At 59.5% G+C, this 22188-nt stretch carries 16 protein-coding genes and 1 tRNA gene; 8 read left to right on the forward strand and 9 right to left on the reverse strand.

All coding sequences use genetic code 11. The features are described 5' to 3' along the window. The first annotated feature begins 66 nt into the window (after positions 1-66). From FHW83_RS10735 to FHW83_RS10760, 5 genes are all read left to right on the forward strand, one after another. Positions 67-2133, forward strand: coding sequence for an ATP-binding protein (locus FHW83_RS10735; protein ID WP_229224122.1), 2067 nt, complete (start codon positions 67-69; stop codon positions 2131-2133). Next, positions 2130-2729 carry a response regulator transcription factor gene (locus FHW83_RS10740; RefSeq protein ID WP_176646349.1) on the forward strand — a complete coding sequence of 200 codons (600 nt, stop codon included), beginning with the start codon at positions 2130-2132 and terminating at the stop codon, positions 2727-2729. Before FHW83_RS10735 ends, FHW83_RS10740 begins: the two co-directional genes overlap by 4 nt. A gap of 412 nt (positions 2730-3141) precedes the next feature. After that, entirely contained in the window at positions 3142-4176 is a 1035-nt protein-coding gene (locus FHW83_RS10745; protein ID WP_176646350.1) for a ParA family protein, read from the forward strand. After that, entirely contained in the window at positions 4176-4787 is a 612-nt protein-coding gene (locus FHW83_RS10750; protein WP_176646351.1) for a HEPN domain-containing protein, read from the forward strand. Before FHW83_RS10745 ends, FHW83_RS10750 begins: the two co-directional genes overlap by 1 nt. A gap of 367 nt (positions 4788-5154) precedes the next feature. Then, positions 5155-7014 carry an ATP-dependent endonuclease gene (locus FHW83_RS10760; RefSeq protein WP_176646353.1) on the forward strand — a complete coding sequence of 620 codons (1860 nt, stop codon included), beginning with the start codon at positions 5155-5157 and terminating at the stop codon, positions 7012-7014. A gap of 234 nt (positions 7015-7248) precedes the next feature. On the opposite strand, the gene FHW83_RS10765 is transcribed toward FHW83_RS10760, so the two are convergent. The 5 genes from FHW83_RS10765 to FHW83_RS10785 all read right to left on the reverse strand — a co-directional run bounded on the left by FHW83_RS10765 (position 7249) and on the right by FHW83_RS10785 (position 11984). Further along, complete coding sequence (locus tag FHW83_RS10765) at positions 7249-7788, reverse strand: hypothetical protein (protein ID WP_176646354.1); 540 nt, start codon at positions 7786-7788, stop codon at positions 7249-7251. Positions 7789-7974: 186 nt separating this feature from the next. Then, a complete protein-coding gene (locus FHW83_RS10770; RefSeq protein ID WP_176646355.1) occupies positions 7975-8535 on the reverse strand; it encodes a hypothetical protein in 561 nt (186 codons plus the stop codon). Positions 8536-8682: 147 nt separating this feature from the next. Continuing rightward, positions 8683-8759: transfer RNA gene (locus FHW83_RS10775), tRNA-Pro, on the reverse strand. A 54-nt stretch (positions 8760-8813) separates the two neighbouring features. Then, a complete protein-coding gene (locus FHW83_RS10780) occupies positions 8814-9800 on the reverse strand; it encodes a Gfo/Idh/MocA family protein (RefSeq protein ID WP_176646356.1) in 987 nt (328 codons plus the stop codon). Positions 9801-9815: 15 nt separating this feature from the next. Next, positions 9816-11984, reverse strand: a complete 2169-nt coding sequence (locus tag FHW83_RS10785) for a heme-degrading domain-containing protein (protein ID WP_218106244.1) — start codon at positions 11982-11984, stop codon at positions 9816-9818. A 145-nt stretch (positions 11985-12129) separates the two neighbouring features. Between FHW83_RS10785 and FHW83_RS10790 the strand changes: the two genes are divergently transcribed. Further along, positions 12130-13488 carry an amidohydrolase family protein gene (locus FHW83_RS10790; protein WP_176646358.1) on the forward strand — a complete coding sequence of 453 codons (1359 nt, stop codon included), beginning with the start codon at positions 12130-12132 and terminating at the stop codon, positions 13486-13488. Here the strand turns inward: FHW83_RS10790 and pyk are convergent. From pyk to FHW83_RS10810, 4 genes are all read right to left on the reverse strand, one after another. Beyond that, entirely contained in the window at positions 13476-14906 is a 1431-nt protein-coding gene (gene pyk, locus FHW83_RS10795) for a pyruvate kinase (RefSeq protein ID WP_176646359.1), read from the reverse strand. The two genes, FHW83_RS10790 and pyk, sit on opposite strands and share 13 nt — an antisense overlap. A 1-nt stretch (position 14907) precedes the next feature. Further along, positions 14908-16185: a glycerate kinase gene (locus FHW83_RS10800; RefSeq protein WP_176646360.1), complete on the reverse strand. Its 1278-nt coding sequence runs from the start codon at positions 16183-16185 to the stop codon at positions 14908-14910. Continuing rightward, positions 16182-17549, reverse strand: a complete 1368-nt coding sequence (locus tag FHW83_RS10805) for a dicarboxylate/amino acid:cation symporter (protein WP_176646361.1) — start codon at positions 17547-17549, stop codon at positions 16182-16184. The genes FHW83_RS10800 and FHW83_RS10805 overlap by 4 nt, the downstream gene beginning before the upstream one ends. 77 nt (positions 17550-17626) lie before the next feature. Continuing rightward, positions 17627-18715: a tartrate dehydrogenase gene (locus FHW83_RS10810; protein ID WP_176646362.1), complete on the reverse strand. Its 1089-nt coding sequence runs from the start codon at positions 18713-18715 to the stop codon at positions 17627-17629. 100 nt (positions 18716-18815) lie between these two features. Here FHW83_RS10810 and FHW83_RS10815 point away from each other — a divergent pair, with 100 nt between their 5' ends. Next, on the forward strand, positions 18816-19730 hold the full coding sequence (locus FHW83_RS10815; RefSeq protein WP_176646363.1) for a LysR family transcriptional regulator: 915 nt from the start codon (positions 18816-18818) through the stop codon (positions 19728-19730). Between the two features lie 108 nt (positions 19731-19838). Continuing rightward, a complete protein-coding gene (locus FHW83_RS10820) occupies positions 19839-22166 on the forward strand; it encodes a TonB-dependent receptor (protein ID WP_176646364.1) in 2328 nt (775 codons plus the stop codon). Positions 22167-22188 lie beyond the last annotated feature (22 nt).

Below are 22188 nucleotides of genomic sequence, written 5' to 3' on the forward strand. Positions count from 1 at the left end.
GAAATGCCAATCTGGTTCAATCGACATCGAATGCTCCGCCTGCTTGCCGGCGTGGGAGCGGTTGTCTTGATCATCGCCTCGGGGAAATGGGCCGAGCAATTTGAACTGGAAGTCAAAACCAGCGCGCTGCGCCAAGCCGCCTCCGCGCAGGTGCTGGGGTTGCGGGGCATGGTGGAGAAGCATGATTTTCTACCCTATGCCGCCGCGCGCCATCCTGATGTGCAGGATTTGCTGCGCTCCCCGCAGGACCGCGCCATCCAGCAGCGCGTCAATGCCTACCTCGCCGATATGCGGGAAACGACGGGCGCCTCCGCGCTTTTCCTGATCGACCTCAAAGGATTGACGCTGGCCGCCAGCAACTGGAACCTCGCCACGAGCTTCGTCGGCAAGTCCTATCACCGCCGGCCGTATTTCGAAGATGCGCTCAGTGGAAAGCGGGGACTGTTCTACGGTCTCGGCTTGACCACCGGTGAATCCGGCTTGTTCATCGCCGAGCCAGTGCGGGCCCTTGGCAGCGTCATTGGCGTGGTGGTCGTCAAGATCAGCCTGGAGCCACTCCAACGCGCCTGGATGCGCGGCGGCGAGCCAGTGGTGTTGCGCGATAGTCGCGGTATCGTGTTCCTGAGCGCCGTGCCGGAATGGATGTTTCACAGCATGCATCCCGTATCCCCCGTTGACGAGCGCTGGATCGTTGAACATGCGCAGTATGGTGCGCGGCAGCGCTTCGACGTTTTGCCGTGGGAAACCGAGACACCGCGCGGCATGGATAGTTTTGTCTTGCGCACCAAGGTCAATGGCAAGCGCGCAAACTTGCTCGCGCTGGACACGCCGCTGCCCGAGCTGGGATGGACGCTGACCGTCACCTCCGACATGAAAGAGGTGGTTCAGGCGCGTCAGGCGGCGTTTGCATTGACCGCGCTTGCGGTCGCGCTGGCGCTGGTGGGCATTATGTACTGGCGATTGCGCGAGAAGCGTTTCAAGGAACAGCAATCGGCACGTGTCGAACTGGAGCGCCGCGTGGAAGAGCGCACCCGTGATCTTCAGGAAGCGCACGCCTTCCAGAAGGCCATGGAGGATTCCCTGAGCGTCGGCATGCGGGCGCGCGATCCGGAGGGGCGCATCATCTATGTCAATCCAGCGCTCTGTGCCATGGTTGGTTATAGCGCGGAAGAACTGCTGGGGTGCAGCCCTCCGTATCCCTACTGGCATCCGGACGATCTGGAGAAACAGGCGCGCGAAAGCGACGCCGCGTTGCAGGGGCGTGCCGCGCCGCACGGCTTCGAGTCGCGCATCCGCCACAAGGATGGCCATGATGTGATTACGATGGTCTACACGGCGCCGCTGGTCGATGCGCAAGGACTGCACCGCGGCTGGATGAGTTCCGTGGTCGACATCACCGCGCAGAAAAAAGCGGAATCGCGGCAGCGCGAGCAGGAGCTACGGCTCCAGCTGAGCGCACGGTTGGCCAGCGTGGGCGAGATGGCGTCCACGCTGGCGCATGAACTCAATCAACCGTTGATGGCGCTGTCAAACTTCGCCATGGCGGCGAGGGCCCTTGCGGCGCAGGGACCGTCCGATATGCTATCCGGTGCGCTCGATGAGATCGTCGAGCAGTCGAAACGTGCCAGTGACATCGTCAAACGGGTACGTGGCTTCATCAAGCCGCAACGCGCGCTGTACGAAAAAGTGCCGATCGCAACCATCATCTCCCATACGGAAGCGCAGCTGCGGCCGGAACAACAACGCCATGGCATCAGCCTGCGGGTGACGCTGGGCGACGATGGCGCCTTAGTGCAGGGGGATCGTGTGCTGCTCGAGCAATTGCTGCTCAATTTGGTTCACAACGCCATCCAAGCCGTGCAGGACCTGCCGACGCAGCAACGGTGTATTGAGCTGACCAGCGCGCGCATCGAGCACGCCGTACGCATCACGGTTGCCGACCATGGGCCGGGCATACCGGCCGAACATCTGGATCAAGTGTTCACGCCTTTCTACACCAGCAAGGCGGATGGTCTGGGACTCGGGTTGAGCATTTGTCGTACCATCGCCGAGGCGCACGGCGGGGCCATCACCGTCGAAAACCGTTCGGCCGGCGGCGCGTCCTTTTCTTTAACGCTACCAACCGTACCATGAAAGACATACCTCTTACGCTCTACGTCGTCGACGATGATGAAGCGCTGCGCCGCTCGCTGCTGTTGCTGCTGTTTTCACAGGGGCTCGCGGTGCAGGCCTTCGACTCCGGCGAGGCTTTTCTCGACGCCATCGACATGCGCCAACCGGGCTGTGTGATTCTCGACTTAAGGATGGGCGGGATGAGCGGCTTGGCCGTCTACGAGCGTTTGCTGGTTGAACACAGTCCGCTCGTCACATTATTCCTGTCGGCCCACGGCGACATCCCGACGGCCCTTGAGGCCGTGCGGCGCGGCGCCTACGACTGGGTGGAAAAGCCGGACACGCAGCAGTTGCTGGACAAGCTTCCATCCGCGATCACGCTGGCGCGCTCGCGGGCGCAAGCGCTATGGCAGTGGGCCCAACTGACGCCGCGCGAGCGCGAGGTGGCGCGGCTGGTCGCGCTTGGTCAGCAAAACAAGGAGATCGCGAGAGCGCTGGTGCCGCCGTGTGGTCCACGCTCCGTGGAGACCCATCGAGCTAACATCTTCAGCAAACTTCAATGCGCCAACGACAATGAGCTTGGGCGGTGGTTATCAGCCCATCCGTGGCTCGACTGATTTAGCTAGTTGGTGCATTCTGATCGGGGCTAGCGAATTCGATACCCGTCGCCATCATGGTTATGACTTGTGCTCACCGAGTTGCCGATTGCCGGGGCAAAGTGTGGCAGTTCTGGCCCATTTGCCATCCTTAGTAGTTGTTCATGTAAAGGATGGTGCGCTTTGGTTGATAAAAAATTAACAATAAAATGACTGCGTAGAGTTGTAAGTGTCGGCTCAACCGACATTTAGTCACAACCTACTTTTGCGCTTCCACGCGGCACATCATCTCGTTCGCCTGTGATTGAGGAGTGAATTGGTCTTTTCGCGGCAGAGGCGGAATGTTTCTTCAACACATTGAACCACTACTCAACGCCGAGTGATATAGTTGTAGTATTTCTGAAGCCTAACAACAATCACTGTAGAGAACAATATGTCATCCTATGCTTTTTGGAATAATAAGGGCGGAGTTGGTAAAAGCTTCTTGTGTTTCGCTGCTGCTTGCGAGTATGCACATCAGAATCCCGAAATTGATGTAGTCGTGATAGATCTTTGCCCACAGGCAAACACATCGGAAATGATCCTCGGAGGCCAACCAGATGGTGCAAAGACCATCAAAAAGTTTTTAAAAACCGGAGCTGATCGTATAAGTGTAGGTGGTTATTTAGAGCAACGACTAAATTCTCCTTTTCAGCAAATCGAAGACGCGGAACGATACACAATTCAAGCTTCGGAATATAACGAAAAGATTCCTGGAAATCTTTCACTTGTTTGCGGAGATAACTTAGTTGAAGTTTTAGGCGAAGCGGTTCGTCAAACTGCGCAGCTTGTGGTTCCGGTCACCGCATGGAAGAAAGTTATTAGCTGGATTAAAGATTTACAGGATTCTATACGAGAGACCCGCGATAACGATTGTGTATTCTTTATCGACTGTAATCCGAGTTTTGCAATTTATACTCAGCTTGCAATCGCTGCGGCCGATAATCTTGTAATCCCGTTCACTGCTGATGAAAGTTCGCGACGAGGAATTGAAAATATTATCGCACTGCTTTACGGGCAAGGTGACGAATATATCGCGTCATTTGCTCGGTTGAGTTTCTTCAAGAGAGCGAAAGAAGAAGGAATAGCTCTTCCTCGACTGCACACGTTTATATCAAATCGCGTAACGTTATTTGATGGGGAACCTAGTAAAGCTTTTCAAGCTGCGCATAAAGCTATCAAGTCGACTATTGAAAGTATTTTTAAGAAACATCGTACAGTATTTGCTTACCCTAAAGTTGCGGTGAGCGACAGATTTGTGGATTTCCCGGATTATCACGGTGTTTCAATCGTTGTGTCACTTACAGGGACGCCTATTCACAAACTAAAGGCTGGACCGAAAATCATCAATGGGGAGCGCATTCAGGTAAATATCGGGTCGCTACAGAGCTATAAGCAAGCACTTGCAACTCTAGTTGAATTCCTTTAATGGTTTCCCCTGCAAAAGTAAAATTTGACGCTCTACTGCAACGTTCCGAAGCTTTATGCAAAGTTGCAGGAACGTTAAAGAAAAAGGTCGATCAGACTTCCAAAAGTGTATTGTTGCATGCTGCACTTGCCAGTCAAGTTGCTGCTTGGGAGGTTTACATAAAAAACTTAGCTGCGGAATATTTTGTGGCAATAGGGAAACCTACGGATGCAAGTTTTTCAGCCATACACGCATTGCTTCAATTGAGGATGAAGGCGGCTGCAAAAAAGCTAAACACTCCCAATAGTGAGCATTGCCGAGATTTTTTATACACCTTTAGCGGATTTGATCCTTGGCCAAGCTGGGCAGGAGCGAAATTTGATAAGACCATCTTTAGCAATTCTTTGCATAGTCGAAATCGACTTGACGAGATTTTTCTCGTGCGCCATAGCTTCGCCCACGGATTCACCATGCCCGCCCACACTTGGAATACCAATGCTTCGGGAGCCGCGCATCTCGACTGCAAAAAAGTCAGCAGTTGTGCCAAGTTTTTTTCTGATCTGTGTCTCCGAACAGATAGCGCCTTTGCTACTTACATTGCAGCACAGCATGGAATTAGTAAGCCTTGGTAAACCGCGAGTCGTTGTGAGTGACTCGCAACGATTCTTCGATAATTTTCCGCATTGACCACGCTTGCATCTAATCTGCCCCAGCTTGGCGTTGCAATTCTGCTGTCAATAGACAGAAGATCGGCGTGGTTGGACATTATGCGATTCGATGCTGGCTATAGTGACCAATTCCTTCTTTGATAGGTCACTAATGTGTTGCCATAAAATTACGCGCGGACTTTGGTGTCGCTCCTGCTACTATCACGAGCAGTCAGCCATTCTTTGAACGCAATAAGTGTTGACATGCCGATACGTTTGCCCCCACCATTGGCTAAAGTAGATGCTTCTTTTGCAATCGATGCGCTCATGTCGCTAGTCATAGGAAAACCATATGCCTGTAATCTCATCGTTTACTATAAAAAACTTCAAAGGAATTGAGAAGATTCAAATAGAGCTTTCCGATCGGGTCAAATGTCCGGTAATGACGTTGATCGGACTGAATGAAAGTGGCAAAACGACGATTTTAGAGGCGCTATCTCACTTTGTCAGCGGTGATAAGGCCGTGGCTAGCCTGTTCGAAGGGATACATACCAAGTCGACAGGTGCCGGACTTATTCCTGTTAACAAAAAAGCTGCGTTTACATCCACCATTGAAATTTCCGCTAGAGTCACGCTAGATAATAACGATTTAAAAAAAGCTCGGTCTTTGGCTAGAGATCATAAAAAAGAGATTGATGAAGAAGCATTAAAGCAAGAGTTTGTTGTTTTAAAGTCGTTTGCATTTGAAGACAGTGTGCTAAAAAAGAGCACTAATATTTGGACGGTAAAAATTGCCACAAAAGCCAAGGGTAATAGTAAGGCAAAGCAATTACCCGATAGTGATCCGCTGTGGAAGGAGTTAGTAACGCAAATGTCTTCAGACTTGCCTCAAATCAACTATTTCCCAACCTTTTTGGTTGATATGCCAAATAAAATCTATTTGCGCGAATACGAAAAAGAACCTTCCGTTAATAGGTATTATAGGCATGTTTTCCAAGATATTCTGGATTCTTTGGGTGAGGGAATATCGTTAGAGAAGCATGTGTGCAATCGAATAGATAACTTCAAAGAATCGGAAAATAACCCAAGTTGGTTTTCAATTCTTTACGGAAGCCCTATTAAGCCGCAGATCGACTCTGTTTTTCAAAAAATCTCTAACGCCGTAACAAAAGAAGTTCTAGGTAGTTGGCAGCGGGTATTTCAGCGCCCAATCTCTGCGAAGAGCATCATTGTAGAGTGGAACATAGATATAGAAAAAGGAAACCTCCCGTATGCGGCATTTTATGTGTCGGATGGTGAATCTCGTTACGCTATCAGCGAACGTTCATTAGGATTTCGCTGGTTCTTTTCATTCCTCCTTTTTACCGCATTTAAGCAGAGTCACGAAAGAAAAACTATCTTCATATTTGATGAGCCTGCCGCAAATTTGCATGCTAAAGCTCAAGCTGAGTTACTTACAAGTTTTGAGAGAATTGCGTCGGATGGGAATCTTGTTGTTTATTCTACGCACAGCCATCATATGATAGAACCCAAATGGTTAAGTGGGGCATATATCGTTGAAAATACTGCGCTAGACTATGATGCTGGTGATAGTTTTGGATTGAGCTCGAAACCGACAAACATAAAAATAACCAAATATCGTGATTTTGTTTCTCAATATCCGTCTAGATCATCATATTTTCAGCCCGTAATTGAAAAACTTGAGTACGTAAATCCTTCATTGATTGGGGCCGCTCCTTTTGTCATCGTCGAAGGCATAAGTGATTACTTTGCTTTGAGATTGGCTGAATTGGTGTCGAGGTTCAAGTATGATTTTAGTCTAATTCCTGGTTCCGGGGCGGGGTCATCAGCTCCATTGGTAAGTCTTTTGATGGGGCGCGGGGAGAAATTTTTAATAGTGCTAGACGATGACAAGGCAGGGAGGAAAGAGCAAAAGCGTTATACTGAGGAATGGTTCTTAAACGAGTCAGAGGTTTTTACCTTAGCTTTTATTGATAAGAAATTTGAAGGACTTCAACTTGAAGGTTTGATTAGTTCTTCTATTATTGAAAAGGTATCGAGAAAGCACGGCGGCGATAATCCGAGCAAAAAGCAGATTGGCTGGTACCTGGCTGAGGCTTGTGCTGATGCGAAAATACGTGAAGAGTTAAAGAGTGAGGATTTTACGGATTTGTTGTACATACTGGATTTTATTCAAAATAAAATTAATTAGGCGCATTTTTTATATTTGAATATTCTTTTATGTTGGGCATATCGAGGCTGCAAATGAGAGTTGATAATCGCTGTTTAAGCCTCCTATATGGATTTTTCGCAAGCAAAGGAAATAGCGAAATTCTTACATTTCCTGCTAGTCCATTAAAATAAAGGATTTTCTATAAAGTCACTTTTCGGCTGATTTATTAAACCAAAGGTTGCATCCTCCAGTGCATTAAATCCTTTGGTTTTCTTATATGGCACAGGCAAAACGCTCACCGAAAAAGAACTTAAGCGGATCCTTGCTTTCATTGCAACTAAACGGCATGCTGGCGTAGAAGCGTTCGATCATCTCGTCAGAAGTACGCGCATTGCGGGCAAGCGTCAGCACGTCGATCTTATCTCCTTCCAGAAGCCGGTGCATGATGCAGGTATGACGCAGGCTGTAGATCGTACGTTCCTCGCCGCGAGGAACGGTCTTGAAGCCCAGATCGTCAAGCAGATAGTTGAATTGCTGCTGTAGACGCCGCAATGCAGTGTCGCGATTGGCGTGCTCTGGCATGAAGACGTAGTCGTCAGGCTCGGCTTGTTCCGACTCGGCGCGGTCAGCTTTCAGTTCTTCATACACGTGTACTGTCTGCTCCATAGCGACGATAGGATAGTCGTGCTTCTTGCTTTCAGGCAGAGACAGGCGCTGATACGTATTATCGCCCCGGATGACTTCAACATGCTTGTGTTGCATGTTCTTAATGTCGATCGGGCGGATAAAGCTGTTTGCGACGAATTCGATCATGCGCGGCAGTTCCGCCGTAAACTTCAAGCTGCGAATGACAGTGCCTTGGTCTTGGTCGGACTTTGGTGCAGCGCGGATAATAACGTCCTCATGCCCGATGAATTGTCTTGCGCGTGCCAGAAGCTCGGCGTATTCCTCGGCGGTGAACCAGCCGCGAGGTTCGTCCTGTTTGGGGATATTGGGGAACTAGGGGATCGACTTGAGCAGGTCGCGATTTTGTGCATGATCGAGGATCTTGCGGATCGGGCCGAGATAGCGCTGGATCGATGAGCCGGACAGGCTTACACCGACCTTATCAACAAACTTTTGCAGGCGCTCATAGTTGATATCCGCGATGTTTAGTTCGCGAAACTCCGGCAGCACTTTACCGTCAAGGAAGTGCTGATCGTTCTGATGCGCTTCGGCCGAGATTTCTTTGCGCGTTACGCGAGCGGCCTGTGCCTGCATAACGCTTCTGACGCAAGCATCAAAACGGGTGTTTTTGATGACTGCAACGCCGTTGTGCTTGTTGATCATCAACTGCTCGTAAAACGAAATCGCAGCCTTGATGGCTTCGCGCTTCTCCGTTTGTCCGGTGCTGCGTTTGATGGTGGACTTGCCATCGAAGAAGCGGACTTGCCAGAACGAGCTAGCTGCCATCAGATAGATCTTCAGTTTGTCGGGGTAGCCCTTGATGGATTCGAGCGTGTCAGGGATTGGTGCGGTACGTGATGGATGTGGAGTAGGGGATTGCTTTGCAGACGTCATTCTTGTTCTTATTGGTCTTGTGCTAGGCCTTGCCGCGCCGGAATATAACAATACCCAAGCCAGTCATCTAACTGTTGTACTGCAGAGGATAATGTAGTACTCGACCGCCTGCAATATTTCTTTAAGGCCCGTACTTACGGGCTTAAATGGTCGGGGCGAGAGGATTCGAACCTCCGATCTCTACGTCCCGAACGTAGCGCTTTACCGGACTAAGCTACGCCCCGACAATGATGCTAATTACATCAGATTTTCCCGCGTTTTTCAACTGTGGGCAAAATTTACTCGTCGGCCGGGTAGCGCACGCCGATCTGGGCGCGGATGGTGTCGAGCAGTTGCATCAGATCCAGCGACTCGTCCAGCGTCATGCCCGGGCTCTCCAGCAGGCCCTCGCGCAGGCAGCGGCCGGCTTCGATGGCTTCGTGCACGTAGCCGTTGCCGAGGTAGGGCGTGGCCACGGTGCGGGTGACGCCGCTGGTCAGCTTCACCGTCAGCGTTTGCGACAGGTGGAACATGCCCTCCATGCGCACGCTGCCCAGCGAGCCGGACACGGTCAGCTCGGACGGCGTGCGCGCGCGCAGCGAGCAGCTGTTGATCGACATGGCGCCGCCCCGGTGCTTCATGGTGAAGCCGGTGGTCATGTCGACACCGGCCTCGCTGAGGATGGCTTGCGCCTGCACCGATTCCACCGGCCCCAGCAGCGCGCACGCGATCGACAGCGGATAGATGCCCAGGTCGAGCAGCGCGCCGCCGCCCAGCTCGCGCTTGTTGACGCGGTTTTCCGGATCGGTGGTGGCCACGAAGCTGAGGTCGGCGTGCACGGAGTTGACCACGCCGATCTCGCCGGACGCGATGATGCGCTTCACTTCGGCCAGTGCCGGCATGTAGCGCGTCCACATGGCTTCCATCAGGAACAGCTTGCGCCGCCGCGCCTCCGCCACCACCTGCTGCGCTTCGCGCAGGTTGATGGTGAACGGTTTCTCGCACAGCACGGCCTTGCCGGCCCGTAGTGCCAGCAGCGTGTTCTCGGCGTGCATCGGGTGCGGCGTGCCGATGTAGATGATGTCCACGCCCGGCGCGGCGGCCAGTGCCTCGTACGAGCCGTAGACGGCCGGCTGGCCGAAGTCGCCGGCGAAGGCAGCCGCGCTGTCGACGTTGCGCGAGCCGACGGCCGCCAGCACGGCGTCCGGCGTGTCCTTCAGCGCGTTGGCGAAGTCGCGCGCGATGCGGCCGGTGCCGAGGATGCCCCAGCGGATGGTGTCGCTCATGTGGTGTCCGTGTCGTTAGAGGTTGATGTTGAGGTAGGCTTGCAGCGCGGCCACCGCCATCGCGTGGTCTTCCGCGCCCGGCAGGCCGCTGACGGTGAGCGTGCCGATGCGGCCTTTGCCTTTCACCACCAGCGGGAAGGAGCCGCCGTGCGCGGCGAACTCTTTCATGTCCAGGCCGGGCAGCTTGTCGTAGTCGCCGCCGGCGTTCTTGACTTCGGTGTGGGTGTAGAACGAGCTGTGGCCGGTGCGGTTGACCAGGTTGCTCTTGCGGCGGATCCAGTTGGCGTTGTCGGCGTTGGTGCCCGGCATGCCGTGGTAGAACAGCATGGTGCCGTCCTGCGTGACGTTGACGGCGACCGATTTGCCGGCCGCGCGCGCCAGTTCGATCACCTTCAGGCCCAGCGCCAGCGCGGTGTCGTTGTTGAAGCTGTCAAATTGCAGCAGTTGCTCCTGGCGTTCCAGCGTCGACAGTTCCACTTTTTGTTCCATTGATGCTCCTGCGGTGAGTTGGTCCAGCGCGGCCGAGACGTACACCAGCGGCGCGTTCCAGTTGATGGCGATTTCGTTGCTGGCGTAGCTGCACACGTGGTCGAGGTAGGACGTGGCGGGCAGGTTGGCCGGGTAGGGCGCCGGGCAGTCTTTCTTGTCCTGCTGGCCGGCCTGCGGGCCGCCGACCAGGAAGCCCGGCACCGGCGCCGTGACTTTGTCGGCCTCCGATGGGCGGTGGTGCGGGTGCATGGCTGGCCGCGTGCCGATGCCGGTCACGAAGGAGTAGCCGGTGGCGTTGCGGCCCAGGACGTAGTCCAGGCCCGATTGCGCGGCGTTCAGGTACTCGGGCTTGCCGTTCAGGCGGTAGCCCTGCAGCAGCATCATGGCCTGGTTCAGCGCCACGGCGTTGCTGCCCCAGACGAAGTCCTGCTCCTGCATGGCCACGCGGTAGGCGGAGCTTTTCCAGTTCGCGGCCAGGCGCGCGGCCAGGCCGTCGATGCGGCTTTCGATCAGCTTGCGGTCGGCCGCCGGCGTCAGGTGCGCGCGGTGCTGCGCCAGCGAGATCCAGGCGAGGGAGCCGACGTCGCCCCAGGTCGGCGTGGTCGCCGGCAGCTGGTCGGCCTTGATGGCGCGGTAGTAGCTGTCCTTGCCGGTGCCGATGTACAGTTCCGCGGCGGCCCAGGCGAATTCGTCGTCGAGGTGGGTGTCGCCGTATTCGCCGGTCTGGATGTCGGCCGGATTGCGGAACACCACGGCCGGATTGGCCTGCGCCCAATTCCACGCCGCTTCCGCCGCCGCCATCATGCGCGCGGACAGGCCGGGGCGCTGCTGTTCGTAGGCCTTGAGGATGCGGCTGGCGGTGGCCATGGTGGCCGCGAAGTCGAGCGCGGCGGCGGTGCTCTTTTGTACCACGTAGCGCGGCGCCGGCCTGACCTGGTCCGGCATCTCCATGCCGTCGAAGGTTTTATTGGTCAGCTTGTGATAGACCCCGCCGTCATTGGGGTCCTGCATGGTCAGCATCCAGTCGAGGTTCCACAGCGCTTCGTTAAGGATGTCCGGCAGGCCGTTGCCGGTTTCGGGGATGTTGAGGTTCTGCTTGGCGAAGTATTGCGGGAAGTGCTCGAACGCGGCCAGCAGGGTGTAGGTCGAGATGCCGGAGTTGACGATGTATTTGTTGTAGTCGCCGGCGTCGTACCAGCCTTTGGGGCTGGACAGCACGCTGCCTTCGGCGCGCTGTTTGGAGGCGGCGGAAGCATGCACCAGCACCTTGACGTCCGGGTGGCCTGCGGGCCGCGCGTACACGCCGGCATATTGCGGCGTCAGCGCGATGCCGGCGCGGTTCAGGTAGTAGGCCTTGATGGCGGCCGCGTTCAGCGCGCGATAGGCGTCGGCGCGGATGACGAAGCGGTCGGATTGCGTTTGGCCGTCAATTTTGATGCGGTATTCGCCCGGCGTTTTCAGCGCGGAGAAGTCGGCCAGGCGCACCGTTTCGGCCGATGGCTTCCACAACGCCGGTGCGCCGAGCTTGCCGGCGAACACGGTCTTGCCCGTGTCGGCGGCCACCACTTCGAAGTTGCTGGCCGCGCCGTCCGTCACCACGGCCAGCTTCTCGGATTGCGGCTCAAAGCCAAGCTGGTTGACGCGGATGGCGGCGCCGGCGTCCGCGCCGAAGGCCAGCAGCAGGGTGGCACCCAAATATTTGATAGCGCTAACACGAGTAGTAGATTCACGAACGTTCAATTAAGTCTCCGGCGGTTTTGTTATATGAAAGCGTTTTCATCATACATCAATCCTTGTTGAGATAATATCAGCGCTTACCTTTTTTCAGGGAGTTGTTCCGATGCGTATTCACACTGGCTTGTCCATCGCCGCCGCCTGCTTCGCCACCTGCGCCAGCGCCGCGCCGTCTCTCGTTGCCGTGCAGTGCGGCCAGCTGCTGGATACGCAAGCAGGCAAGCTGCTGGGCGCCACCACCGTGGTCATCGATGGCAAGCGTATCACGCAGGTGACGGCCGGCCGCGCGGCGCCCGCCGGCGCCACCGTGATCGACCTGGCCGGCCAGACCTGCCTGCCGGGCCTGATCGACAGCCACACCCACCTCACCAGCCAGACCAGCCCCACCGGTTATTCCGACCAGTTCCGCTGGAATATCGCCGACTACGCGATCCGCTCCACCAACTACGCGCGCGTGACGCTGCTGGCCGGCTTCACCACGGTGCGCAACCTGGGCGACAGCGCCAACGCCTCGATCTCGCTGCGCAACGCCATCAACGCCGGCGTGGTGCCCGGCCCGCGCATCTTCACCGCCGGCAAGGCGGTCGGCTCGACCGGCGGCCACGCCGACGACTCGGACGGCTACCGCGCCGACCTGATGGCCGATTACGGTGCCAAGGACGGCATCATCAACGGCGCCGCCGATGCGTGGAAGGCTGTGCGCCAGCATTACAAGGATGGTGCGGACCTGATCAAGATCATGCCGTCCGGCGGCGTGCTCGATGAGAGCAAGAGCGCCGACAACGCGCAGATGACGATCGAGGAAATCAAGGCCGTGGTGGCGGCCGCCAAGGATTACGAAATGACGGTGGCGGCGCACGCGCATGGAGCGGAAGCGATCCGCCGCGCCGTGATCGGCGGCGTCGATTCGATCGAGCATGGCACCTACATGAACGACGAGGACATGAAGCTGATGAAGGAGCACGGCACCTTCTACGTGCCGACCATCATCGCCGGCAAATACGTCGAGGGCAAGGCCAAGGTGCCGGGTTACTTCCCGCCGCAGGTGGCGGCGAAGGCGGCCGCCGTTGGCCCGCTGATCCAGGGCACGGCGGGCCGCGCCTACAAGGCCGGCGTGAAGATCGCCTTCGGCACCGACGCCGCCGTTTATCCGCACGGCGACAACGCCAAGGAATTCGGCTACATGGTGGAAGCAGGCATGCCGCCGCTGGCCGCGATCCAGGCCGCCACCACGCAGGCCGCCGCGCTGCTCAAGCAGGAGAAGGACCTGGGCAGCATCAGCGCCGGCAAGTTCGCCGACATCGTGGCGGTGCCGGGCAATCCACTGTCCGACATCAGCCTGATGACCAAGGTCAGCTTCGTGATGAAGGAGGGCGTGGTCTACAAGCAGGATAGCAAGCCGCAGCCCTTCGTCGCCAGCGCGGATGAAGGTTACGCGCCGAAGGACGTGGATTACGGCCTCTGATCGAGCTGCATAATCCGCAGCAGGTTGGTGGTGCCCGGTGTCCCGAAGGGGATGCCGGCCGAGATGACGATGGTGTCGCCCGCGCGCGCCAGGCCTTCGCGCTGGACGGTGCGGCCGGCCCAGGCGCTCATCTCCATCACATCCGCCACCTCGTGGCATAGCACCGGGTGGACGCCCCAGGCCAGCGCCAGGCGGCGGGCGATGGCGGCGCGCGGCGTCATGCCGACGATGGGCGCGTGCGGACGCTCGCGCGCCATGCGCAGCGCCGAGTAGCCGGAGCTGGTGTAGGCCACCACGGCCGCCACCGGCAAGGCTTGCACCACGCCGCGCACGGCCACGCCGACGCCGTCCGAGGCCAGCGTGCCGTCGCTTTGGCTGACGCCTGCGGCCACGGTTTCGCGATACAGCGGGTCGGCTTCGGTGCGGACGATGATGGAGTCCATGATGCGCACCGCGTCGCGCGGATAGAGGCCGGAGGCCGATTCGGCCGACAGCATCACGGCATCCGCGCCGTCGTAGATGGCGGTGGCGACGTCGGAGGCCTCCGCGCGTGTGGGCACCGGCGCGCTCACCATCGATTCCAGCATTTGCGTGGCCACGATCACCGGCTTGCCGCCCTTGCGGCATGCGCGCACGATGCGTTTCTGGATGGCCGGCACCTGCTCCGGCGGCATCTCCACACCAAGATCGCCGCGCGCCACCATGATGGCGTCGCTGGCGGCGACGATGGCTTCCAGGCTCTGGATCGCGGCGGGTTTTTCCAGCTTGGCGACGATGCCGGCGCGTTCGCCCACGATGGCTTTGATTTCCTCGATATCCTCGGCGCGCTGCACGAAGGAGAGCGCCACCCAATCCACGCCCAGGTTCAAGCCGTAATCCAGGTCGGCGCGGTCCTTGCCGGTCATGGCGGAGAGGGGCAGCACCACGCCGGGGACGTTGACGCCCTTGCGGTCCGATATGCGGCCACCGATGACGACACGCGTTTCGGCGTGTTCGGGGCCGAACGACTCCACTTGCAGGCGTACGCGCCCATCGTCGATCAGCAGTTCGGCGCCGACTTCCAGCGCGGTGTAGATTTCGGCGTGCGGCAGTGGCGCGCGGTGCTGGTCGCCCAGCAGTTCGTGATCCATGTCTAGGCGGAAGGTGTCGCCGGCTCGCAGCGTGACCGGACCGTCCGCAAACGCGCCCAGTCGCAGCTTGGGTCCTTGCAGGTCGAGCAGCACGCCGATGGGGCGGCCGCTATCGCGCTCGATGGCGCGGATGATGTCGAGCCGCTGTTTGTGGTCGGCGTGGCTGCCGTGGCTGAAGTTCAGGCGGAACACGTCGGTGCCGGCGTTGAACAGGGCTTCGATGGTGTCGCGGTCGCTGCTGGCCGGGCCGAGCGTGGCGATGATTTTGGCGTTGCGGTTGCGGTGCATGTCAATTCCCTGTGATGAATAGCGCGCGGAAGTCGTTGACGTTGGTGAGCGTGGGGCCGGTGATGACGCTGTCGCCCAGCGCCTGGAAGAAACCGTGGCCGTCGTTGTTATCGAGGCTGTCGGCCGGGCGCAGGCCGGCCCGCCAGGCGCGCGTGAGCGTGTCCGGCGTGATGCAGGCGCCGGCGATTTCCTCCTGTCCGTCCACGCCGTCGGTATCGCCGGCCAGGCCGTACACGCCTGGCTGTCCTTGCAACGTGATCGCGCAGGACAGCAGGAATTCGACGTTGCGGCCGCCCCGTCCCGTACCGCGCACGGTGACGGTGGTTTCGCCGCCGGACAACAGCACGCACGGCGCGCGGAATGGCTGTCCACGCCTTGCCGCCTGCAGGGCGATGCCGGCCATGACTTTGCCAACGTCGCGCGCTTCGCCTTCGATGCTGTCGCCAAGGACGTGGACGGCCACGCCGTGTTCCGCCGCCACGCGGGAGGCGGCTTCCAGCGCCATTTGCGGCGTGGCGATCATGTGGACCTCGTGGCCGGCCAGGCGTGGGTCGCCGGGTTTGACCGACTCGCCACGGCCGCTGCGCAGCACCTCCATCACGCGCGGCGGCAGCGGGATGCAGTAGCGCTGGATAATGGCCAGCGCATCGGCGCAGGTGCTGGCGTCGGCCACCGTGGGCCCGGAGGCGATGTCGCGTGGATCATCGCCCGGCACATCGGAGATCAGCAGCGTTACCACCTTGGCCGGATGGCAGGCGGCGGCCAGCCGTCCACCCTTGATGGAGGACAGGTGGCGGCGCACGCAGTTCATCTCGCTGATGCTGGCGCCCGATTGCAACAGGGCCTGGTTGAGCTGCTGTTTGTCCGCCAACGTGATGCCTTCCAGCGGCAGCGGCAGCAGCGCCGAGCCGCCACCGGAGATCAGACACAGCACGGTGTCGTCGGCACTGAGACCTTGCACGCGGTCGAGGATGCGGCGCGCTGCTTGCAGGCCTGCCGCGTCGGGAACCGGGTGGGCCGCTTCCAGAATCTCGATGCGCTCGCAGGGCACGGCGTAGCCGTAGCGCGTGACCACCAGTCCGGTGAGCGGGCCGGCCCAGTTGCGTTCCACCGCGCGCGCCATCTCGGCCGATGCCTTGCCGGCGCCGATGACGATCAGGCGTCCCTTTGGCGCGGCCGGCAGGGCAGGCGGCACGCACAGCGCCGGCTGCGCGGCGGCGATGGCGGCGTCAAACATCCGGCGCAGCAGCAAGCGCGCCTCGTTGTCGACGGTGCTCATGCCGTGGCCTTGTGGAGGGAGGTGACTTCGACGGCTGCGGGAGCGGGAGCTGTCGCCGGCTCGGGGACGTCTTCGACTTCGTACAGCGCGCGCAGTTCGGCCGCCGACGACTCGCCGTTGAGCACCCGGTGCATGCGTTGCTCGTCAATCGCGCCGACCCACTTGGCGATCGCCATGGTGGCGACGGCGTTGCCGATGGTGTTGGTGATCGCGCGCGCTTCGGACATGAAGCGGTCCACGCCCAGCAACAGCACCATGCCCGCCACCGGTATCTTGCCCATCGATGCCAGCGTCGCCGCCAGCGTGATGAAGCCGGAACCGGTTACGCCCGCCGAGCCTTTCGACGTCACCATCAACACGCCCAGCACCACCAGCTGATCCATCATGGTCAACGGCGTGTTGGTCGCCTGCGCGATGAAGATGGCGGCCATGGTGTAGTAGATGCACTGCCCGTCCGGATTGAAGGTCACGCCGGCCGGAATCACCAACCCGACCACCGGCTTGGACACGCCCACATGTTCCAGCTTGCGCATCATCTGCGGCACCACGGACTCCGAGGAGCTGGTGCCCAGCACGGTGAAGATCTCGTCCTTGATGTAGCGCAGGAACTTCCACAGACTGAAGCCCGACACCTTCGCCACCAGCCCCAGCACGCCGAACACGAAGGCGATGCAGGTCAGGTACATGCTGCCCATCAGCTGACCAAGCGACAGCAGGGAACCGAGGCCGTACTTACCGACGGTGAAGGCGATCGCGCCAAACGCGGCGATCGGCGCCACCCGCATGATCATGCCGACCACCATGAACATGCCGTTGCTGAACGCCTCGAGGAAATCCACCACCGGCTTGGCGCGCCGGCCCATGTGCGACAAGGCCACGCCGAACAGCGTCGCGAACACCAGGATTTGCAGGATGTCGTTCTTGGCCAATGCATCCACCACACTGGATGGAATCATATTCAGCAAGAACTCGATGAAGCCGCCGGACTTGGATGCGGCGGCGGTGTAGTTGGCGATGCTGTGCGTATCGAGCGTATGCACGTCCACGTTCATGCCGGCGCCGGGCTGCACGACGTTCACCACCACCAGGCCAAGCGCCAGCGCGAAGGTGGACATCACTTCAAAATAGATCAGGGCGCGCACACCGACGCGCCCCAGTTCCTTCATGCTCTCCATCTTGGCGATGCCCAGCACCACCATGGCGAAGATCACCGGTGCGAACACCATCTTGATCAGCCGGATGAAGGCGTCGCCCAGCGGCTTGAGGTCCGCGCCCAACTTGGGATAAAAATAGCCGAGCAGGCCGCCGGCGATCACGCCGATCAGCACCTGCACGTATAGCTTGCCGAAAAATCGCTTAAACATGATGTCTCCTTTTCTCTGTGGTCCAGCCAAGGCTTGCCTCCCCGCGCTCTTCGCGGCGCGGTGGAGGCGGACGTGTATCAGGCGGCCTTGCGTTCGCCGCCGGCGGCGAGATGGGCGCAGACGGCGTTGGTCACTTCCACCGTGGTGGCTTTGCCGCCCAGGTCACCGGTGTGCAGCGATGGCGTGGCGGTGACGGATTCGATCGCCTGCATCACGCGCCGCGCCGCCTCGTGCTCACCCAGGTGTTCGAGCAGCATGACGACGGACCAGAAGGTGCCGACGGGATTGGCCAGGCCCTTGCCCATGATGTCGAAGGCGGAGCCGTGGATAGGCTCAAACATCGACGGATAGCGGCGCTCCGGATCGATGTTACCGGTCGGGGCGATGCCCAGGCTGCCCGCCAGCGCGGCGGCCAGGTCGCTCAGGATGTCGGCGTGCAGATTGGTGGCCACGATGGTGTCCAGCGTGGCGGGCTTGTTGACCATGCGGGCGGTGGCGGCGTCCACCAGTTCCTTGTCCCACTTCACGTCCGGGAAATCGCGCGACACCTCCAGCGCGATCTCGTCCCACATCACCATGGCGTGGCGCTGGGCGTTGGACTTGGTGATCACGGTCAGCAGCTTGCGTGGACGCGATTGCGCCAGCTTGAAGGCGAAGCGCAGGATGCGCTCAACGCCGACACGGGTCATCATGGACACGTCGGTGGCGGCTTCGATCGGGTGGCCCTGATGCACGCGGCCGCCGACGCCCGAGTATTCGCCTTCCGAGTTCTCGCGCACGATCACCCAGTTCAGGTCTTCCGGCTTGCAGCGCTTGAGCGGTGCGTCAATGCCGGGCAGGATGCGGGTGGGGCGCACGTTAGCGTACTGGTCGAAGCCCTGGCAGATCTTCAGGCGCAGGCCCCACAGCGTGATGTGGTCCGCGATGTCCGGATCGCCGGCGGAGCCGAACAGGATTGCGTCCTTGCCGCGCAGGGCGTCCAGGCCGTTCTTCGGCATCATCTCGCCGTGTTGGCGGTAGTAGTCGCCGCCCCAGTCGAAGTCCTCGAAGGTGAACTGGAAGCTGCTGCTGGCGGCGGCCAGCGCTTCCAGCACCTGACGGCCCGCGGGCACGACTTCCTTGCCGATGCCGTCGCCGGGAATGGTTGCGATGTGGTAGGTCTTCATGGGTGTCTCCTCAAAAGTTGATGGAGGCACTTTACGGAATGGACGGCCGCGCGTAAGACCGCTAAACTCAATCTATTATTAACCTTGGACTCCACAATCGATGAGCACCGGTTTCCAGCCCGCCGAGTTGAGTTTTATCGTGGCGCTGTCCAACGCGGGCAGCTTGAGCGGCGCGGCGCGCGAGTTGGGCATCACCACGTCCGCCGTCAGCAAGCGGCTGGCGTTCATTGAATCGCGCGTCGGCGTGCCGCTGGTGAACCGCACCACGCGCCGCATGAGCCTCACGCCGGAAGGCGAGGTGCTGCTGGAACACGCGCGCCGCATCCTGGGCGAGATCGCCGATCTCGATCAACTGCTGACCAGTTCCAAGGCCGTGCCGAAAGGGCAGTTGCGCGTCAACGCCACGCTGGGCTTTGGCCGCCTGCATATCGCGCCGGCCATTTCGCAATATGTGTTGAAGTATCCGCAGGTAGACGTGCAGCTGCAACTGTCGGTCGATCCACCGGCACTGTCGGACGACCAGTTCGACGTCTGCATCCGCTTTGGCGCGCCGGCCGACACCCGCGTGATCGCCAAACGGCTCGCGGCCAACCGGCGCCTGCTGTGCGCATCGCCCAAATATCTTGAGCAGCACGGCGAGCCGAAATCGCCGGCGGATCTGGCGCGGCACAACTGCATCTGCATCCGCCAGGGCGACGAGGCTTACGGCGTATGGCGTTTGTTCACGGGACGCGAGGCGGGACGCGGCGCCGACGCGGTGCGGGTACGTGGCAACCTGACCACCAACGATGGCGAGATCGCCGTCAACTGGGCGCTCGACGGCCACGGCATCCTGATGCGCGCGGAGTGGGACATCGAGCGTTATCTGCAAAGCGGGCGGCTGGCGCAGGTGCTGCCTTCATATAAAACGCCGGACGCCGACATCTATGCGGTGTATCCGCAGCGGCACCAGCTTTCGGCGCGCATCCGCACCTTTGTGGAGTTTTTATCCCACAGTTTCAAGCGATTTAAGTAGCCGTGGCAAAGTTTTTGCTTTATTAAAACATTAATATGGTTAATATAAGCAACTAACCCAACATGAGCAAAAACGCATCATTTTGGGGCGCCAAGGAGAAGATCGCACATGGATATTCGACGCAAACTCATCGCCACCGCCGTCCTGACGGCCTTCAGTGCCCCATCCTGGGGCCAGCAGGTGCAGCCCTCGGAAGAAATCGAAGTCGTCAAAGTGACCGCGCAAAAGCGCAAGGAAGATCCGGCCAAGGTGGCGATGAGCATCAGCGCCGTCACCGGGTCGCAGCTGCAGGCGGAGCACGTGCGCGACATCACCGACCTGACGCGCGTGGTGCCGAATATCTCCTTCACCGCCGCCAGCGGCAACGGCGGCGCCGGGCCGGGCACGTCCAACGTCGAGATCCGCGGCATCAGCTCGACGGCCGGCGCGGCGACGGTGGGCATCTACCTGGGCGATACGCCGGTCACGGTCGGCAACGTCTACACCATGGGGAATATCGAGCCGCGCTTCTTCGACATCGACCGCGTGGAAGTGCTGCGCGGCCCGCAGGCCACCCTGTACGGCGCCAGCTCGATGGGCGGCACCATCAAGTTCATTCCGAACGAGCCGGATCTGAAGGAGCGCGAGTTCACCACCTACACCGAGGGCTCCAACACCAAGGGCGGCAGCGCGAACTTCGCGGCCAACGTGGTGGCCAACTTCCCGCTGATCCCCGACGAGCTGGCGCTGCGCATCGGCGTGCAGGCGCAGCACACGGGCGGCTACATCAACCAGGTGGACGGCGACGGCAAGGTCATCGCCAACAACATCAACAAGATCAGCGACCAGGAATTCCGCGCCGCGCTGAAATGGCGGCCGACGCGCACGCTGACGATCACGCCTTCCGTGTACTACCAGCGCGTGGATGCCAAGGATATCTCGGCCTTCAACCTGGAGCTGCCGCTGTACCAGGCGCAGAAGCAGGTGCGCGAGCCTTCCATCGACAAGCTGCTGTCGCCCAGCGTGACCGTCAACTGGGATCTCGGTGAGGTCGACCTGACGTCCGCCACCAGCTACTTCCAGCGCAAGTTCGACCGCACGCAGAACGGCTCGGCCTACAACAGCTATTCGCTGTCGACCTTCCTGACCTCGACCGAGGATGGCGGCAAGGCGCCGCCGGAACTGATCGCGGCGATCGCCGGCCTGCCGTCGGCGGTCTACCTGAACAACCAGGTGCGCCAGGTGTCGCAGGAATTCCGCCTGGCCTCGCGTCCCTACGATGAAAAGGTCTCGCCGTGGACCTGGCTGGCCGGCACCTACTTCTCGCGCCAGCACACCAACATCATCGAGAACGATCCGATCTTCGGCGTGACCGACACCTTCAAGCAGTTCGGCTTCGACATCGCGGACCCGGACCTGCTGCCGGACGCGCGTCCCGGCCAGTTCCCGAACGATAACTCGTTCGCCGGCGCCTTCCATTACCGCGAGAAGCAGGCCTCGATCTTCGGCGAATTGAATTACTACTTCTCGCCGACCGTGCACGCCACCGTCGGCGCGCGCTATCTCAAGGCCAACACCACGCTGGAGCAGCGCAACGGCAATTACCTGGCCGGCGCCGGCAACAACAGCAGCGCCGAGACCTCGTCCAGCGCCTTCACGCCGAAGTACGCGCTGACGTGGGAAGTCAATCCGACCAACACCGTGTACACCAGCGTGGCCAAGGGCTTCCGCCTGGGCGGCGCCAACATCTACGTGCCGCCCACCACCTGTGGCCCGGACCTGGAAGCGAACGGCATCGAGAAAGGACCGCCGTCGTATTCGCCGGACAGCCTGTGGAGCTACGAGGTAGGCAGCAAATCGCGCTTCCTCAACAACCGCCTGACCATCAACGCGGACGTGTTCTACGTGAAGTGGAAGAACATCCAGCAGGGCGTGTACCTGCCGACGTGCGCCTACACCTACAACGCCAACGCCGGCGACGCCACCACCAAGGGCTTCGAGTTCGACATCAAGGCCAAGCCGCTGCCCGGCCTGACGCTGAGCGCATCGGGCGGTTATGTGAAGGCCGAGCTGTCCAACGACGTCGGCATCGAGAACGGCGTGGTGGGCGCGGTGGCCGGCGCGCAGATCCAGGGCGTGCCGAAATATAACGCCGCCGTCAACGCGACCTACAACTTCTCCGCGTGGGAACGGCCGGCGTTTGTGATGGCGGGCATGCAGTGGGTGGGTTCCAGCAAAGGCTCGCTGGACCCGGAGCAGACCGACCACGATCGTCCGGCGTATCACACCACCGACTTCAGCGCCGGCATGACCTTTGGCAGCTATGCGTTCACGGTGTTTGTGAAGAACGCGTTCGACACGGACACCATCATCCAGCATCCGCAGGTGGCGTCCATCGTGCAGGGCTACCGGCTGGCTCCACGCAGCATCGGCGTGAGCCTCGCGACCAAGTTTTAAGCCATAATGCTGCCTTTGTTAT

The sequence above is a fragment of the Duganella sp. SG902 genome (assembly GCF_013376005.1).
Taxonomy (GTDB): Bacteria; Pseudomonadota; Gammaproteobacteria; order Burkholderiales; family Burkholderiaceae_D; genus Rugamonas.